Source organism: Acidocella sp. C78 (genome assembly GCF_907164655.1).
Genome location: NZ_CAJQZK010000012.1, coordinates 23,897 through 41,644 on the forward strand (window position 1 = coordinate 23,897; position 17,748 = coordinate 41,644).

Sequence of the window (17,748 nt, forward strand, 5' to 3'; positions counted from 1 at the left end):
CTCGCAAGAAATCAGCGCTACGCGAGGCTATCCGCCACGTTCAGGTCATTCCCAAGTAAAAACTTCAGTCTACAGCACGCTCTTCCACAATCACGCGTCCGACGCGTTGTTGCTCGGCGGCGTGCTGATGTTCCTTGCAGCAGGAGCCACGATGTTGGTTCGTCCGGGTGTCCTGCCCTGAGCCGTTGGAATGGAGACAACATGTCTTTTACTGAAATAGTCGAAACGGCGCGCGGGCCGAGCCTATGGCGTCCTGAGCATGTCGCGGCCGTCGCCCTGCGGGAGGACATGGTGCCGCCCTGCATCGGGGCGCAGGATGTTGTGCCGGTTTTGCCCGGCCTGGATGTGTGGGACATGTGGCCGCTGGCCCGGCGCGATGGTGTGGCGGTCAAGCTTGAGGGAGCGACGTTATGGTTCGCGTTGGCCGCCCCCCGCTTTCCCGATCCCATCGAGCGCCATGGTCATGCCCGAATACGTCTGCTGATCCTGCGTGACGGAACATGGCACGATGGCGGCCCGGTATTCGAGGACGGCTTCGCGCCGGGCAGCCGCGACTGGTCCGGATCGGCAATCCTCGATGAGGAGAGCGGCTGTGTCACCTTGTTCTTCACCGCCGCCGGCCGATCTGGCGAGGCGCGCCTGACTGTCGAGCAGAGGCTCTTCTGCACCAGCGGAACGCTCGACTTGTCGGGCGCGTATCCTCGCATCCGCCAATGGTCGGCGCCCCGTGAATTCGTCGTCAGCGATGACAGGATTTACACCCTTGTCGATCAGGCGGAGGGCGCGCCCGGCGAGCTGAAGGCGTTTCGCGACCCGGGATATTTCCGCGACCCGGCGGATGGCGGCGAATACGTGCTGTTCGCCGCATCGTACAAGCCGTCATCGCACAAGAACAATGGCATGATCGGCATCGCCCGATCGGAAGATCGCTCGATGAAACGCTGGACCCTGCTGAATCCATTGATCACGGCGGATGGGGTGTGCAACGAGCTCGAGCGTCCTCATGCCGTCGCATATGGCGGGCGATACTATGTCTTCTGGTCGACGCAGGCGAGCGTGTTCGAGCAGGGCGGGCCGGTGGGGCCAACCGGATTGTATGGCATGGTCGCGCCATCCCTGTTCGGCCCCTACCGGCCGATCAACGGCTCCGGCCTGGTCCTTGCCAACCCGCCATCCGAGCCGAGCCAGGCCTATAGCTGGTGGGTCATGGGTGATCTCTCCGTGACAAGCTTCATCGACTATTGGGGGCTTCGCGGTCGGCTGCTGGCGGATCACCCGGAATTGATCAGATCGCAGTTCGGCGGCGCGCCTGCGCCGTTTCTGCAACTGTGCCTGAACGATGATCGGGCATGGCTGGCGACGTAAGCCGCGATCCGGCGGTTCGCCTGGCGGCGTTGAACGTGCGCATGCCCGCTTTCCGCCGCGTCCTGCGTCTCGTCCCCCTGCGTCTCGCCGCGACGACGCCCGGTCTGTCCGCCCGCTCCGGTGGCGGGTCCTCGCCTGCCGCGAATCGGCGGTGTCTGCCCCGCCCTCAGTGCGAACCGCGATCGCCTCGGGGGAGGGGGGGGATGAGGAATACAAGATCGGCGCGATGTGTAGAGGCGCCGAAACGGCGCCTTCGGCGCGCTGGAACGTCATTTGATCGGATCAATATGCCCGATGCCCGCCTGGCGACCACCCGTGACAGATGACGTCAATGCCAAAGGCCACTTGTCACAAAATCACCGTAGCAATTTCGGCCAAACCTTCAGATTGATGGTCGGAGTGAGAGGATTCGAACCTCCGGCCCCTGCGTCCCGAACACAGTGCTCTACCAGGCTGAGCTACACTCCGCTCACGCGCCGTATAGCCAAGGGTGAGGGGATAGGCAAGGCGAGGCTGGCGTGTTTCTGCCGCGCATCTCGCCGCACCGCCGAAACACGAACGCCGCGTTGACGAGATTTAACGGTGGTGTGGCGTCCTGATTATTCGCGATCTGGCCGATTGGGTGCTATGGAGCCGCCATGTCCCGACCTCTGAAAGCCGGTGAGCGGCTATCGAAATCCGAATCCCGGCGCCGTGGCCGCCAGGCGCCCCCGAAAGCGGCCGCGCGCGGCGCGCCGAAGAAGCAGCGTCCCGGGCTGGCCGGATTTGCCGGTGGGCTGATCGTCCGCTGGCTCTACCGGCTGGCGCTGCTCGGCGTGGTCGGCGGCGCGGTCGTCGGCGGCGGATTGTTCCTGTATTTCAGCAATGGCCTGCCCGGCGTCGACCGGCTGCGCCACTACGAGCCGCCGCTCGAAACCCGGATCTATGCCGGCAATTTCCGCCTGATCGGCGCGCTCGGCACCCAGCACCGGATTTATGTGCCGTATGACCGCATCCCCCGCTGGTCGCGGATGCGTTCATCGCCGCGGAGGACAAGAATTTCTGGACCGAGCCGGGAATCGACCCGCTCGCCATCGTCCGCGCCGGCGTGGTCGACGTGACGCGCCTCGGCAGCCATGAGCGCCCGCTCGGCGCCTCGACCATCACCATGCAGGTGGTCAAGAACATGCTGCTTGACAACCGGATCGACTTCACCCGCAAGATCAAGGAGGCGATCCTCGCCGTCCGCGTCAACCGGGCGATGAGCAAGAAGCAGATCCTCACGCTCTATTTGAACGAGATCTTCCTCGGCCAGGATAGCTGGGGCGTCGCCGCCGCCGCGCAGGCCTATTTCGACAAGCCGGTGTCGCAGCTCAGCGTCGCGGAAGCGGCGATGCTCGGTGGCCTGCCGAAGGCGCCGACCAACTACAACCCCTTCCTGCATCCGCAGCGTGCCCGCGACCGGCGGAACTGGGTGATCGGGCAGATGCGGGCGGACGGTTTCATCACCGCGTCCCAGGCGCGCGAGGCGCTGGCCGCGCCCCTGATCCCGAAAGCCGCGTCAGGCCCGGCGGCGATTCCGGGCGCGGGATATTTCGTCGATGCGGTCGATGCCCAGCTCGTCCGCATGTTCGGCCGCAAGATGGCGATGGAAGGCGGGCTGATCGTCCGCACCAGCCTCAACCCCGCATTGCAGGCGGCGGCGACCCGCGCGATGCGCGACCGGCTGGTCTCCTACGATCACCAGTTCGGCGTCTATCGCGGCCCCGTCGCGCAGATCGACCCCGATGCGGTCGCATCCGACTGGGCGCAGGCCCTGTCGCGGCAGCCGACGCCGAAGGGGCTGATCGGCCGCTGGCGGCTCGGCGTCGTCATCAGCGAAACCCGCCTGCGCGCGAAGATCAGCTGGCTCGGCAGCGGTGGGGTGGAAACCCCGCATACCGGCACGCTCAGCCTCGCCGCGATCCAGTGGGGCCGGCCGATGATCCACGGCCATCCCGGGCCGCTGCTGCGCGACATGGCGCAGATGCTCCGGCCCGGCGATGTGATCATGATCGCGCCGAAACCCGACAAGGGCGGCACCGTCTCGCTCGAACAGATCCCCAAGGTCGAAGGGGCGATGCTCAGCCTCGATCCGCAGACCGGCCGCGTGCTCGCCATGGTCGGCGGCTGGAGCAACCGCCTCAGCCCCTATAACCGGGCGATCCAGGCGCACCGCCAGCCCGGCTCCAGCGTCAAGCCGTTCGATTACCTGACCGCGATGCAGGCGGGCGTGCAGCCCGATTCGACCATTCTCGACGCCCCCTTCGTCCAGCGCCTCGCCGATGGGCAGGTCTACCGGCCGGGCAATTACGAGAACGATTTCCTGGGCCCCGTGCCGGTCTTCTACGCACTCCAGGAATCGCTCAACCTCGCGACGCTGCATCTGGTGCGCCGGGTCGGGCTCGCCAATGTCATCGCCAATTTCGAGAAATTCCGCGTGGTCAAGCACGCACCGCTGATCTATCCGGCGGCGATCGGCGCGCTCGACACCACGCTCTGGCGCATGGTCCGCGGCTATGCCGCGCTCGACGAATACGGCCGCCAGGTACAGCCCTCGCTGATCGACAGCGTGACCGCGCCGGACGGGCACATCCTCTATCAGGCGCCGGACCAGTCCTGTGCGAACTGCATGGACGGCTCGGCCGGCCAGCCGCCCGTCCTCAACCGCCCCGGCCTCCGCCTCGCCGATCCGGACAGCGTCTACCAGGTCATCATGATGATGCGGAACGTGACCGAGCACGGCACCGGCGTGCCCGCGGTGAAGGGGCTGAACCGGCCGATCGCCGGCAAGACCGGCACGACCAACAATTTCAACGACGCCTGGTTCATCGGCTTCGTGCCGCAAATGGTGACGGGCTGCTGGATCGGCTTCGACAAGCCGCAGGATCTCGGTCACAACCAGACCGGCGGCAATGTCTGCGGCCCGGCCTGGAACCAGTACATGAAGGTCGCGCTCAAGGGCCAGCCGGTCATCCCGTTCACCCCGCCGCAGGGCGTGTCGCTGCAGAATGTGACCTTCCGCAACGAGACCGTGAGCGAGGCCTTCAAGCAGGGCCAGGTGCCGGGCGCGCAGTCCAATCCCGGGCTCGTCGCCGACGATCCGCTGGATCTCGGCGGCGCCATCACGCCGGCGTCCTCAGCGTCCGGCGCGCGCGATTTCAGCCCGACGCCGGGCGGCGCCACCCCGGCGGCGCCGGGAAACGTCGACAAATCGCTGGGCGCGCTGTATTGACCGAGGCCTGAAATCATCCCGACAGAACCGGAAGAGAAGAGACCATGTCTGCCGAAACCCAATCGCTCGCCGAGCAGATCACGCAAAGCGTGGCCCTGCTGAGGAGGCATCTTTGACTGGGATGCAGCCCTTCGCAAACTCGAGGAACTGAACGCCCGCGCCGAAGACCCGACGCTGTGGGACAAGGCCGACGCCGCCCAGGCGATGCTGCGCGAGCGCAACCGCCTCGCGACCCAGACCGAGGCGGTATACACGATCGAGCGCGACACCGAGGATGCGCTCACCCTCGCCGAACTGGCCGAGGCGGAAGGCGATCAATCGGTGCTGGCCGAGGCCGAGGCGGCGCTGCGCCGCATCTCCGAAGAGGCCAAGCGCCGCGAGATCGAGAGCCTGCTCGCCGGCGAGGCCGACGGCAATGACTGCTATATCGAGGTGAATGCCGGCGCCGGCGGCACCGAGGCGCAGGACTGGGCCGAGATGCTGCTGCGCATGTACACGCGCTGGGCCGAGCAGCACGGCTACAAGGTCACGATGCTCGAGGAATCCGAGGGCGAGCAGGCGGGCATCAAGTCCGCCACCATCCAGGTCTCGGGCATGAACGCCTATGGCTGGCTGAAAACCGAGGCCGGTGTGCATCGCCTGGTGCGGATCTCGCCCTTCGATGCCAATGCGCGGCGGCAGACCAGCTTCGCCAGCGTCTGGGTCTATCCGGTCGTCGATGAGTCGATCGAGGTCGAGATCAACCCGGCCGACCTGAGGGTGGACACGTTCCGCGCCTCCGGCGCCGGCGGCCAGCACGTCAACAAGACCGAGAGCGCGATCCGCATCACCCACGTGCCCTCCGGCATCGTCGTCGCCTGCCAGAACGACCGCAGCCAGCATCGCAACCGCGCCACCGCGATGGAGATGCTGAAATCCCGCCTCTACGAGATGGAACTGCAAAAGCGTGAGGAGGTCGCCGCGGCGTCGGAAAGTGCGAAGCGCGATATCGGCTGGGGGCACCAGATCCGCTCCTACGTTCTCGCCCCCTACCAGCTCGTCAAGGATCTGCGGACCAATGTGGAAAGCGGAAATCCGGACGCGGTGCTGAACGGCGATCTCGACGCGTTCATGGCCGCATCGCTCGCCTCCCGCGTGGGCGCCACCCGCAGCGAGGCTTCGGCCCAGGCCGAGTAAGCCAGCCCGAAGCGGCGGGTGCCGCCGCCGCCTCGGGAGACGGCCTCAGAGCATCATCCGATCAGATGGACTCATCTGATCGGATAAAGATGCTCTGAATATCAACATCATAGAGCATCATCCGATCAGATGGACTCATCTGATCGGATAAAGATGCTCTGAATATCAACATCATAGAGCATCATCCGATCAGATGGAGTCATCTGATCGGATGATGCTCTGTTTATCAAATGCGGATGGCGGGACTTGAACCCGCACGTCCTGTCGGACAACAGATTTTAAGTCTGAATTTTAGCCTTTTTTGATAAAAACTTTTTCAAAAAAACACATATAAAACAGACGATTAAACGATAATACTTCGTCTTCCTATTTCAGAATATAACGTCCCATTGTCCCGGATTTGTCCCAAACAATTTGTTGCCGCGCGCTGACATAAAAAACTTGATCGTGCAATTTCATGTCCCTACCTAGGATGTGGGCATAATGAAGAAGTCCCGGTGAACGGGTCGGTGCAAACGTTTTGATCAGGCATGCGCGGCAGAATCCCACCGCTACCCTGATCTAACCGGCGAGATGCGCGCCGGGACAGGCATGGAGACTACGGCTGACGCAGGCCGACGCATGCCAATGAGCACCAAAATGTCGAAAGCTATTCCTTCTGAATTATCAGACCTCAGACTGCTATCACTGACTGATTTAGCGCCGATTCTCGGTGTCACGCCTGCCGCACTGCGTATTCGCATACATAGGGGCGGGATCGAGACTGGGTCTGTGCCTCCGCCGCTTAATATGGATGGCACCAAATACTTTTGGTCGATGATCACCGTTCGCGAATATCTCACAGCCAAAGCTGAAGGAGTAAAGGCGAGGCCGATATATCAAAGCCGTGGTCGTGGTCGTCCTAGACTGCCACGCGAAAATCGTCAGGCTGCTGCATAAAGAAAGTCCCGGCGCTACGAAAAGCAGCACCGGGACGGGAAAATCGCTAAATACGGAAAAGCCCTTGGCAGAACTTCTTCTTTATATTTAGCGATTTTCCCCACCCGTTTCAAGTTTTTCCATCGTGCCGGGCCTCAGAAAAACGAGGCTCCAAATGACAAAAATATACGATCTCAAAGCCGCTTTCAGCCATTTCCACGCCGGTATGCAAGCTGACGGCTATTCCGTCACGCTGCGTGACCCGACAAGCGCCAGCGGCTTTAATATCAGCAAACGTGCCGGTCTGCCTGACGTGATCACACCGGGCGATGTCATAGATATCCTTCTCCGCTTCGGTTTCTCAGCTTTGGCGCAGGGCTGGTCGCCTATCGCAAGGCCGAGATCGGCTAGCAGGACGATCTTCCAGCTAGATGACCTACAGCCAGGTGCGATCGAGTCCATGATCGAGCATGGCTGGCGGCCTTGCTACACGCAGCAGACAAGCCCTGGAAAATGCCAGGCGGCGCTGGCCGTCGATCATGTCGATGATGTGATCAGGCTCGAAGTTCGTCGTCGTCTAATCGCGATATTCCGGGCTGATCCGGGCGCTACCGGCGCTTACCGTCTGCCAGGTTTCCAGAACGCCAAGCCAAAATATCGGGCTGATGACGGGTCATATCCTCGTGTGACCCCCCTTTCTTGGAGCGGGGAGACATGCCTAAAAACCGCCTTACTGGTTGAGCAGGTCATGGCTGAAATAGCCGAAAAGGCTGCTGTATCGGTCAGACATGTCGATCTCGATCCAGACGACATCGCCACGCTGGATGACCTTGCGGCGGCATGGCAGCGCCTAGAACATCACGCTTACCGTGCTTATGGTCCTTTGTGGAAATCAGAGCACGACTGGCTCATGGCCGTCATGCTCAGGTATTTCGGTGCGGTCGAAGATGAAGTGCGCGAAGCACTCACATATCTTTCGCCCCGCCATTCTTTCAGATCAAAAAATGAGGGCGGCTTTGAGCGGGCCGCCGCGATTACGGCTGACCGGGCTTTCGGTGATGCCGGCGATGAAGCCCTAGAATCGCTGGTGAATTTCCGGTGGCTGTGGGAGCGCGACTTTCATGATGAAAAAGGTGCAGCATGAGCGCGCCGGTCATCATGTCGCGGTTTGGCACCAGGCCCCTGCCACCACCAAAAAATAGGGCCTTTCGATCCACTGGCAGGCTTCGTCGTTTACCAATCGAGACCATGCCGGTCGATAAAGCTTCATCAAGAATCGGCTGGCTTCTGCGAGAGTATGTGTCTTTATTTTCTGAAAGACAGGCTGAAATCCTCGTACCCATCCGGTCAGAGCCGCGGACGAGTCTATTTGGCTCTATCTCGGTGGATCAGGATGAGCTCGCGCAGATTTTCGATACCAAAGTCGGTGAAGGCTATGACGCCGCCGTCGCTGAGGTTGTAAACCCAGATCAGGCCGTCTTCGGGTTCCATCTCATTGGCGATGTCCGCGAGCCACTCCTCATCCTCGCCGAGGTCCCTGGCGACACGGTCAATCGTGAAGACGTGGTGGATTTTATTGGTCTGCACGATCAGGCGGCCAGGGCCCAGGATTGCGGTGTCCAGTTCCATGGCATCAATTTCTCGATGCTGGCGACTGGATGACTGGCGATGCGCGCGAGGATGTCGGCGAGCCATGCCTGTGGGTCGACGTTGTTCATCTTTGCCGTCGTGATCAGGCTGTACAACATGGCGGCCCTTTGACCACCGCGATCGGAGCCGGCGAATAGCCAGGATTTTCTGCCCAGAGCAAGGGTGCGTAGGGCACGTTCGGCCGCGTTATTGCTGAGACAAATCCGCCCGTCGGTCAGGAACCGGGTAAATGATGACCAACGGTTCAGCATATAGTCGATCGCCTTCGCCACATCGTTGTGGCGTGAGAGTTTGGCGCGCTCGGCGCGCATCCAGATCTCGAGTTCAGCGACGAGCGGGGCGCCGAGTTGCTGGCGCACCGCCAGGCGTTCAGCGGGTGACTGACCGTTGATCTCCCGCTCGATCTCGAACAGCGCGTCGATGCGCTGCACCGCGGCCAAGGCCATCGGCGCCACGAAGGCGGGGGTCTTACCCTGGGCCTTGCGCTTCGCGTTCCGCGCGATATCGGCCAGCTCGAAGAATTTTCGTCGGGCGTGCGACCAGCACGCCGCCTCGATGATCGGTCCAGGAGATCGGTTCAACTCGTAGAGCTTGTTGTAGCCGCCATAGGCATCGGCCTGGAATATGCCGCGGTATCCGGCGAGATGGGTTTGCGGATGAACGCCGGCGCGGTCACGTGAATAGTAGAACACCGCGCTGGGGGAACCCGATCCGCCGAACGGCCGATCATCACGCACATAAACCCACACGCGCGCCGTATCGGTCTGCCCTCGTGCCATCACCGGCACGGTGGTGTCGTCGCCATGCAGGCGCGCACCCGCGAACACCATCGTCTCGATGTGCTTGAACACCGGCTCCAGCGCCACGCAGGTAGCACCAATCAGATCGGCCAGGGTCGAGACGCTGAGGTGGATGCCTTCCAGTGCGAACCGTTCAGATTGACGGTTCAGCGGCTGATGCTGGCCGAATTTATCGTAGGCGATCATCGCGAGCAGGCCGGGACCGGCAAAAGCGCGTGGAATGGTGTGGAAGGGTGCTGGTTCCTGGCTGATCTTCTCACAATCGCGGCAGGTGAATTTCTCCCGCACATGCTGGATCACCTTGTATTGGCGGGGGATGGATTCCAGTGTCTCGGTCACCGTCTCCCCGAGCTTGGCGAGCCGCGATCCACCGCAGCAGGCGCACTGGGTCGGACCTGGCAGCACAACCCGCTCGCGTGGCAGGTGTTCGGGGAAGGGTTGGCGTGATGGGCGGTTGCGAGTGAAGCCGGCGACAGTCGTGGTTTTGGCCTTCGCGGCCACCTGCTCGGCGCGGAGTTCGTCCTCGGTCGCGGTGGTCTCGAGATCTTCGAGTTCCAGTTCCATCTGATCAAGCAGCCGCGCCGTGCGTTCCGCCTTGGGGCCGTAGAGCGCACGCTTGAGCTTCTCGATCTGCAGCTTCAGATGCGCGATATACGCTGCGGTATCGGACCGCCGAGCACGGTCGCCCAGAATGATCGCCTTCAGCGCAGCGATATCATTCGGCAGGGTCGAAGGATCGAGATCCATGCCCCGTATAGAATCACGAATTTCCAGGGTTTCGCTACAGAAATCCGCTCTGGACCAGGATTTTCCCCAGAATCTTCGCGCCTACCCGGCCGCTTGCGGCCGCCAGGTTTGTTGTGGATTTCGCCAGTCGATCCCCTCCAGAAGATAACCGATCTGACCAGCGGTGAGGGACACAACGCCGTCCGCAGTCTGCGGCCAGATAAACCGCCCTCGATCAAGGCGTTTCGAATACAGCGACATCCCCACGCCGTCGTGCCAGATCGCCTTGACCAGCGACCCGCCGCGTCCGCGAAAGAAAAAAACATCCCCGCAGAACGGCTCCCGTCCCAGACCTTCTTGCACTTGCAACGCGAGCCCCTTCATCCCGCGGCGCATATCCGTATGCCCCGACGCCAGCCAGACCCGCACACCGGCCGAGACCGGGATCACCGCCGCACCGCCGTCAGCACCCGACGCAAGGCGGCAACCCCAACTCCATCATCAACCCGAACACACGTCCCGTCCGGCAGCACGATCTCGATCCGGCTCGCATCGCATCGCGTGGCTCGCCTCTGCGACATCGGATCAACGCTCGCGTCGTTCACCGAAGCTGACTTGCCTGCCGCCCGCGGCATCGACAGTGCCGCACTCGCCATTACCCGCACCGGAATGAATTCCGGTACCATCGGCACCGGCACCAACTCACCACGCCGAACCTGACCGCGCCACTTCCACAATTGCCCTCTCGAAATCGCGTGCCGCCGCGCAACCAGCGCAAACACCGCACCCGGCGCCTCAGCCTCCGCCACAATCCGAAGCTTGTCCTCATCCCGCCAGCGGCGCCGGCGCTCTACCCCCGTGATAATCTCCATCCGCCCGCCGCCCCTTACCATGAATCAGCTCGTAGCAGCGCTCTTATGCACGCCTCCTTGCCGTACCGGCAGGCGGTTCACACCGGATGGATACAAATCCTCGCACAACGGTCTGACGAAAATCGTCAGGGTCGCCGCATTGTCAGGATGGACCTGCCGCCGATGGCAGCACAGATCACCACCGGAACCGGGAAAACCGCAGCCATCCGCAGGATGATCCCGATGGCGGTCGAATCTGGCTTAGGTGTCGCTGTCGTATGTCGCGATCATGAGCAAATCTCGGCGTATGCCGAGGCTGTGCCGGGCTTGCTGCACTACCATGGTAGGTCGCCAGAAAATCCAGAAAAAGGCCAGCGCGATCAACAGCCTTGGACCTGTTGGAAGCACGGGCTGGTCGCCGGCATTTCTGAGATGCACCACCTGCCGCAGCCTACGGTGTGCCGGTCGCATTGCGAGCATGGCATGAAAAGGGCGCTGGATCGGCTAGGCCGAGGCATTTTTGATCATGAAAAAAATGAAAAGCGGGAAAAAATCAAAGGCTGGTTCAGGTCTCATAAAATTGCTGAGCATGAGATAAAAGACGTCAAACCATGTCTATGGCTTGATCACCAAGAAACGGCATTACATGCGCAAGTCATTGGTCTACCATCCCAGAGTTTCAGTGAGACGATGGCGATGTGGAATCGCGGTTTTGATAATGTCGAAAGGCTCGTCATTATCGACGAATCTGTGCCGCTTGGTGAACAGATATCGGTATCACTGAAAAACATTGCTGCATGGCGCGATGCTTCCGCTGAAAGAGTGCTACAGCTTCATGCAATCCAATCGCCGGATTTGACGGACAAGGAAGCTGACAGGATCGCCACCGAAATTGCCGGCATGACGATCGCGGTCGAGATGTGCCAAGCCCTTGCGGAATATCTTGGCGGGGCTGCCGGACAGGGGGGCACACGGCCTGTGCCAGACTGGCTGCGCGACCAGATGAAAGAGATAAGAAACAAGACGGCGGGATCATGGCAGGGCGGGACCGCGCCATGGGAAAAGCCGTTATGGGACGGTCTGACGCCGAAAGCTGTCCCATACCGCGCTGCCAGTGCCATTTTGCATACTCTATCGAATGGCGGCGGTTATGTCGCCGAGGGCGAGTTGCATGTCGTCGCACTGACGCAAGTCGGTGAATGGATCGCTGACGGGAATCCCGCGATTATCCTTGATGCGACGTTGCCGCTGGAAACCCGGTCGATCATCGAGGCTGTCGGCGGACATATCGAGGAGATACACGTCAAACAAAGGATAACCGTAAAAAGATATCCTAATACTCTTTTTGGGCGTGGCCGCTCCGAGGCCAAAAGCAGTAAACAGCAAGACCACGAAAACAGGTCGAAAAGTCGTATTACAGAAATAGCAAGTAATATCGTTCCAGATTTTCTAAAAGAAAATCGTGCACCTCGGGCGATCATAACGCACAAGCCATGGCGTGAGGATATTGAGCAAAATCAAAAATTGTCTGATAAACTGACGGAATGTCATGCAGAGATCGGACATTTTGGACTGGATGATCGAGCGCATGATGAATGGTCCGGACGGCATTTAGCGATTGTGGGCGGGCCGATTCTGTCGCCGTCTGGCTGGCGCACCGAATATTCGACCGCTCGGCTGACGGCGATCCGTGCCGGCGCTGATCCTGAAAAATGGCCGCACTGGCCGACCGGGGATGACGCAAGCGAAAAAAATGTCTGGATCGATGAGGGCGCTGGTTTTGATGTTCTATGCCGTGCGCCTCTGCCAGCAGATCAGAATATCCGTGCCTGGGTGCTTGCTCGCTATCGTGAGACAGTCGTCCAGGCGATAGGCCGCACAAGAGCCGTCCGGCATGACGGCGAACCGCTTAATGTCGAAATCTGGGGAGGTTTGCCGGTCGATCTGACCGATTATGGGATCGATGATGTTACCTATTGCGATAATCCCAGGTCGTGGACAGTCGACGGTCATAATGAAAAAGCGAAGGAAGCCGCTGATAAGAGATTCAAAAGGGTGCTCGATATCATTCTGCACAGCGGCAGGAAGCCAACAAAACGGTTGATTCAATCGGAAATGCGCCGGCTAAATATGCCGGTGATGACAGACCGGGCTATTATCGAACGGCTGCGCGTATATTGGGAAGATATCCATGGCGTGGCCGACCTCGATGATCATCGGCCTGCGGCCCCGGAGCCACAGCCCGACCCCGAACCGGAAGTGGTTCCCCCAGGCTATATAGATTCCTATAGGGAGGGGGAACCAATCTCATCTGAGTCTGATCAGACAAAGCAACAGGCGGGGGGGGACACCTCCTGTGATCAGCCAGATCAGACGGCGGGGGATGATAAGCCGGCGCGGGGCGATGAGATAAAAGATGAGGATATAAACGCGCTATTTGCCCAAGACCATTAAAAATATCCGCTGAAAAATAAAAATCGTGAAAATATAAAAGGATTATAAAAATATAAAAAATATCTCGAATAAAAATTAGATAAAAATTAAGAGTTAAATTTTATCTTATATTTTTTATTTTATCTTATTATAGCGATGTTATATTTTTTTCGATTATTATAGGGATGGTCCGAAGTCAATTTCTCGACCGACTCCCCGCGATTTTTTCACCTTTATTTTTGGTCGAGCTATTACCGGCTTCGACGCCTGCACCGGCTCCTGTGTCTGCACGGGAAGCCCATGAGCATCCGCCCCAAGAGCCTCTTTTTGCTGACTTGTCGCCGGCGCTGGCTGGCGTGCATGATCGATAAACTGTGCCGCCATGGGACTTGGCCGACCCATATCTTTCGTGTGCTGCCCCCCCGCCTGTTGCTTTGAGATGGTAGCCTCTTTCACAGGCGGCTGAATCTCTGTCGGTTTGATGCCTATGACGTCCAGCGCGTTCCTCGGTTCGTCCTGGCGAGCAAGGCTTCGGCCTAGCTGTTCTAGAATCTGATCGTCGCTGCGTTTATCTTCTCTTTCATGTTCGATCAGCCCATCACGACGTCCGACGCTCAATTCGTCATCAGCGAAATCTTTAATCGCCTCTTTCGCCACAAAAATCTGTAGATCATCTCTATGACGTGTGGCGGCGACGTATGCTGCTCGCGCTGTTTCTGCTGTTGGCATCCACAATGTCCTGCTCCAGGTCGAACCTTGCGATGACATATCGGTCAAACAAAAAGCATGCTGGATAGCCGGAGGTGTATTTTTCGGCCCAGCTTTTGCGAGATCAGCCAGCGATGTCCGGTAGACCTTGCCCTCATCCGTGGTCAGGCTGATATTTTTACCATTTACCGACACTTTTTCGAAAATCGTGCCATTCTCGACCCGGTTGCCGCCGATTTCCAAAGCTGAACCACAAATCAGCCTGTCACCAGTAGCAAGAGCCAGTTTCACGGGTTTTGCCCCTTTGCCCCTTGGTATAGCAGTAATAAAAACATCCGGTCCTGTCACAATTCCAATATCTCTCGCTGTTTCTCGAAGCATTTCGTTGATCCAAGAGACGTCAAAATTTGTCGCTGCCAGCGCTACTGCATCACCACCACAGTCTTTATATGCCATCGTCAATTCGGCAACGGCGTTTATTTTTGTATCGTCAATTTTTATTTTGCCATGAGTTTTATATGCTGTAAGCATTTTATCCATGTCGCCGTTCTGAGCGTCCATGGAAGCTTGCCTCATCCAGTCAACTCTCTGCCGTCTGATCGTGCGAATCTCCGATGCCGGATTCGCTTTCGCCACCAGATCGAGCGGATCACCAGCGCGCACGGCTGACATTTGGCGGGTGTCGCCTACCAATATAATTTTGGCCCCGCTATCACGGGTTAAATTAAAAAGTTCGGCGGCTTGATCGCGATGCATTTTCCCAGCTTCGTCGATAAGTATAACTGTATTTTTATCGACTGATATTTTACCTGATTTTAATCCAGATATTATTTTATCAACGCTATATTTTTCTTGGCTCTCAAGTTCTTTTGATAAAACGCCTGCCGCTCGCCACTCGGGCGACGCAAGAATTAGGCGTTTATTATCAGCTTCACATGCTCTTTTTATACCAGCACTGGCGGTAGTTTTCCCTACCCCCGCGCCGCCTTGAGTAGCGACGATACCACCACCGCTGATCATATCAGCCAGCGCGCCGCGCTGTTCATCAGAAAGCCGGTCATCAGCCATAGCCGCCGCAATGGCTCTGGCACTAAAGAAATCTTTCTCGACCCCGCGTTCTTTGGTGATTCCGACGATGGCCTTTTCGGCTTCCAAGATCGCCTTGCTGGTCATCAAACGCTTGCCATCGCGCTCTACTTGAATGAGATCGCCCCTCTCGATCAGCATGTTGATCATGCGGCCTTCATTCCCGCTGCATGTGATACCAGTGCCGTGCCGGATGACCATCTCCCCTAGCTGGTCGCGCCTCCACCATGACCGGCTCTCCGACAGTTCTTTTAATGCCGCCGTCATGGCTTTCACCTGACCGGCGATTTCCTCATCCGCCGTCCTTTTGACGGCAGGTTTATCGAGATCAGCCCATGACGGATCGTATTTTTTGTCAGGCATCGAGCCTTCCGTCATTGCGATCATCAAGGCCCTGTCGGCACCCCACTTTTCGCTCAGCCAGCGCTCTTCAAGCTGATCAAGTGTCTGCACGTCAGACTTCTTTTGGCGTGTCTGCAAAGCTATCGCCTGAGCCTGTCTGGCGTCATCTTTGGTCTGGATTCCCCGGTCTGCTGCCGCTGCGACGATTTGCTGACGGCGCTTGCTCCATAGGTCAATCAAATCATCTGGCTGTCCGACGATCTTAAAACCATGCTCTGGTGACGGCTCAACCCGCACTCCAAGGCGTTCAAGGCTGTGCGCGAGGTCGCGCGTATACACCGCATCCATCAACTTTCGAACGTCCAAAAACCGTTCATTATTTACCGCTCCGACCGTGCCATCAGCGCGCATCGCCACGTTCATCATGACGACATGGGCGTGTAGCTGGGGGTCGCCCTCTCTCGTGGTATGGTGCATAAAAATAGCTGCGACGGGGGCTGCAACTGCCTCGCGCTTTTTGCCCGCTTTTCCCCTGCGCGCTTCGATCATCCCTTTGTCATGGATGATCTCCAAAGCGCTCCGCACACTGTCCTCGACCAGCGCTTCAAGCTTCGCTCTGCCGGCATCGTCAGACACAGCCCATAGGGCGGATAAAGCTTTCGGCGTGCTGAAGCTGTAATCTGTCGCCACCCTAGCATCGCTAGCGCGCTGACCTGGTAGAGTCCGCCCGGTTTCGGTATCGCGATATCCAGCCAGCCTTTCCAACGCGAGGGGATCGACAATGGCTCCATCGGCAGCCTGCCAATTTCCGGGCGACCACCATTTACCAGGTGGCTCGCTGGCAGCGTCGGCATAATAGCCCATCTGGCGATCTGGCTGGCGTGACGAATCCAGATAGTAGGTGACGCTAGAGATGTGTGAATAGCTAATCATAGCGGGATGACATTCTTTGGGGTGGCACCAGTCATTATATAGTCATCCCGCGCATGTAGGTCAGCCAAAATCACCACAGGTGCGTCATGCGTGAGAAAAAAATATAAAGTTATAGGTAGCACAACAGGATAGATAGCCGACCGCCACAGAGGGCTATCAGAGAAAATGGGGTTTTCCGCATTTGATGATTATCTTGATCGTATGGCTGAGCGCTCACTATATAATATAAAGACCTTAAAAGGAGTCTTTTGTCATGAGTGAGATGCTGGATTATGATATCAAAGCTGCGATGGCTCTGCTTGATGAAAAGCTGAAAGCAGCGCAGCCAAAACGCCGGGGGCGCAAACAACTTCTCGCGCCATACGCTGATCAGCTTCGGCGGTATGTCGCTGCCGGCTGGTCGCGCAAGGAAATCGTCGCTGAGATGAAAGCGCTGGGTATCTCGATCAGCGCGGGGACGCTCAGGCAGGTGCTGGGCAGTAAGCCGTCACATAGGGCGAGTAAGGCAGCCTAAATAATCATCTAACTATCGACGTTATCTGGACCTTGCCGAACCGGTATACCTCCGGCATGTTCGTTGCATGCCGATACCGGATTATCAATCGCTGATGCTGCCCGTTTTGACTATCTCAAATGGGGGTGAGGTCGCCATTCGTGGCGTCATAGATCAACTTGCGGACCATCTGGGTTTGACGGAGGCAGAGCGAACCGAACTCCTCCCATCAGGCCGGCAGACTTTGTTTGCAAATCGCGTTCATTGGGCCAAGACATATCTAGCAAAGGCTGGCCTCGTGGAGGCAACCCGGCGAGGGCACTTTCGTATCACCGCACGCGGTCGAGAGGCACTTGATGCCCATCCGGCGACGATCGACAACACTTTCCTCGATCAATTCGACGAATTCCGCCAGTTTCGTGAGCGGCCAACAATGGGATTGGTTGAGTCGATCCCAGTCGCAATGTCCGCGCCGGAAGTAGTAGGCACTCCCGACGACATCATGCGGGCCGCACATAAACAAATCGATGCCGCTTTGGCACAAGACCTACTTGACCGGATACGCAAATCCCATCCCGAATTTTTCGAGCGGGTTATAGTTGATCTGTTACTTGCCATGGGCTTCGGTGGTTCGGTTGAGGATGCTGGACGCGCCATAGGCCGAAGCGGCGATGACGGTATTGACGGCGTGATCGACCAGGATGCTCTTGGGCTTGACCGCGTTTATATACAGGCAAAGCGGTACGCGGCGGGAAATAACGTCGGCTCAGGTTCGATCAGGGATTTTTTCGGCAGTCTCGACAGACATCGCGCCACTAAGGGTATTTTTGTCACGACATCAGGCTTCTCATCATCCGCTCGTGAAACAGTCGAATTTTTGAGCAAGCGCATCGTTCTGATCGACGGCGATCAACTAGCGATGTTGATGATCAGACATAATGTCGGATGCCGGATCGAGGATACTTTGCACATCAAGCGTATTGACGAGGATTTCTTCGAGTGAGACGGCCATAT

Annotated in this window: 13 protein-coding genes and 1 tRNA gene; 8 read left to right on the forward strand and 6 right to left on the reverse strand. The window is 58.6% G+C overall.

The window, feature by feature from the left end:
- Positions 1–201: 201 nt before the first annotated feature.
- Positions 202–1,365, forward strand: coding sequence for a glycoside hydrolase family 68 protein (locus ACIDOCELLA78_RS000000104915; RefSeq protein ID WP_201728643.1), 1,164 nt, complete (start codon positions 202–204; stop codon positions 1,363–1,365).
- 391 nt (positions 1,366–1,756) lie between these two features.
- Here ACIDOCELLA78_RS000000104915 and ACIDOCELLA78_RS000000104920 read toward each other — a convergent pair.
- A tRNA-Pro gene (locus ACIDOCELLA78_RS000000104920) sits at positions 1,757–1,833 on the reverse strand.
- Between the two features lie 170 nt (positions 1,834–2,003).
- On the opposite strand from ACIDOCELLA78_RS000000104920, the gene ACIDOCELLA78_RS000000104925 reads away from it, so the two are divergent.
- From ACIDOCELLA78_RS000000104925 to ACIDOCELLA78_RS000000104940, 4 genes are all read left to right on the forward strand, one after another.
- A complete protein-coding gene (locus ACIDOCELLA78_RS000000104925; protein ID WP_249675759.1) occupies positions 2,004–2,465 on the forward strand; it encodes a hypothetical protein in 462 nt (153 codons plus the stop codon).
- Positions 2,384–4,618: a penicillin-binding protein 1A gene (locus ACIDOCELLA78_RS000000104930; protein ID WP_249675793.1), complete on the forward strand. Its 2,235-nt coding sequence runs from the start codon at positions 2,384–2,386 to the stop codon at positions 4,616–4,618. The genes ACIDOCELLA78_RS000000104925 and ACIDOCELLA78_RS000000104930 overlap by 82 nt, the downstream gene beginning before the upstream one ends.
- Positions 4,619–4,662: 44 nt before the next feature.
- A protein-coding gene (gene prfB, locus ACIDOCELLA78_RS000000104935) for a peptide chain release factor 2 (RefSeq protein ID WP_201728644.1) occupies positions 4,663–5,794 on the forward strand; the annotation gives its coding sequence in 2 pieces (ribosomal slippage) (positions 4,663–4,731 and positions 4,733–5,794; 1,131 coding nt in all).
- 1,093 nt (positions 5,795–6,887) lie between these two features.
- Positions 6,888–7,856 (forward strand): DNA-primase RepB domain-containing protein, encoded by a 969-nt coding sequence (locus tag ACIDOCELLA78_RS000000104940; RefSeq protein WP_201728645.1) that lies wholly within the window; start codon positions 6,888–6,890, stop codon positions 7,854–7,856.
- A gap of 221 nt (positions 7,857–8,077) precedes the next feature.
- Here the strand turns inward: ACIDOCELLA78_RS000000104940 and ACIDOCELLA78_RS000000104945 are convergent, their stop codons facing one another.
- The 4 genes from ACIDOCELLA78_RS000000104945 to tnpA form a co-directional block, all read right to left on the reverse strand.
- Entirely contained in the window at positions 8,078–8,341 is a 264-nt protein-coding gene (locus ACIDOCELLA78_RS000000104945; protein ID WP_249674923.1) for a hypothetical protein, read from the reverse strand.
- Positions 8,302–9,909, reverse strand: coding sequence for an IS66 family transposase (tnpC, locus tag ACIDOCELLA78_RS000000104950; protein WP_201727518.1), 1,608 nt, complete (start codon positions 9,907–9,909; stop codon positions 8,302–8,304). Before tnpC ends, ACIDOCELLA78_RS000000104945 begins: the two co-directional genes overlap by 40 nt.
- An 81-nt stretch (positions 9,910–9,990) precedes the next feature.
- Positions 9,991–10,338, reverse strand: coding sequence for an IS66 family insertion sequence element accessory protein TnpB (tnpB, locus tag ACIDOCELLA78_RS000000104955; protein WP_201727519.1), 348 nt, complete (start codon positions 10,336–10,338; stop codon positions 9,991–9,993).
- Complete coding sequence (gene tnpA, locus ACIDOCELLA78_RS000000104960) at positions 10,335–10,760, reverse strand: IS66-like element accessory protein TnpA (RefSeq protein ID WP_201727520.1); 426 nt, start codon at positions 10,758–10,760, stop codon at positions 10,335–10,337. The genes tnpB and tnpA overlap by 4 nt, the downstream gene beginning before the upstream one ends.
- 147 nt (positions 10,761–10,907) lie before the next feature.
- On the opposite strand from tnpA, the gene ACIDOCELLA78_RS000000104965 reads away from it, so the two are divergent.
- Entirely contained in the window at positions 10,908–13,193 is a 2,286-nt protein-coding gene (locus ACIDOCELLA78_RS000000104965) for a hypothetical protein (RefSeq protein ID WP_201728646.1), read from the forward strand.
- A gap of 156 nt (positions 13,194–13,349) precedes the next feature.
- Here the strand turns inward: ACIDOCELLA78_RS000000104965 and mobF are convergent, their stop codons facing one another.
- On the reverse strand, positions 13,350–16,241 hold the full coding sequence (mobF, locus tag ACIDOCELLA78_RS000000104970; RefSeq protein ID WP_201728647.1) for a MobF family relaxase: 2,892 nt from the start codon (positions 16,239–16,241) through the stop codon (positions 13,350–13,352).
- Positions 16,242–16,494: 253 nt separating this feature from the next.
- Here mobF and ACIDOCELLA78_RS000000104975 point away from each other — a divergent pair, with 253 nt between their 5' ends.
- Complete coding sequence (locus ACIDOCELLA78_RS000000104975; RefSeq protein WP_201728648.1) at positions 16,495–16,755, forward strand: hypothetical protein; 261 nt, start codon at positions 16,495–16,497, stop codon at positions 16,753–16,755.
- A 67-nt stretch (positions 16,756–16,822) separates the two neighbouring features.
- Positions 16,823–17,737 carry a restriction endonuclease gene (locus ACIDOCELLA78_RS000000104980; protein ID WP_201728649.1) on the forward strand — a complete coding sequence of 305 codons (915 nt, stop codon included), beginning with the start codon at positions 16,823–16,825 and terminating at the stop codon, positions 17,735–17,737.
- Positions 17,738–17,748: the final 11 nt, after the last annotated feature.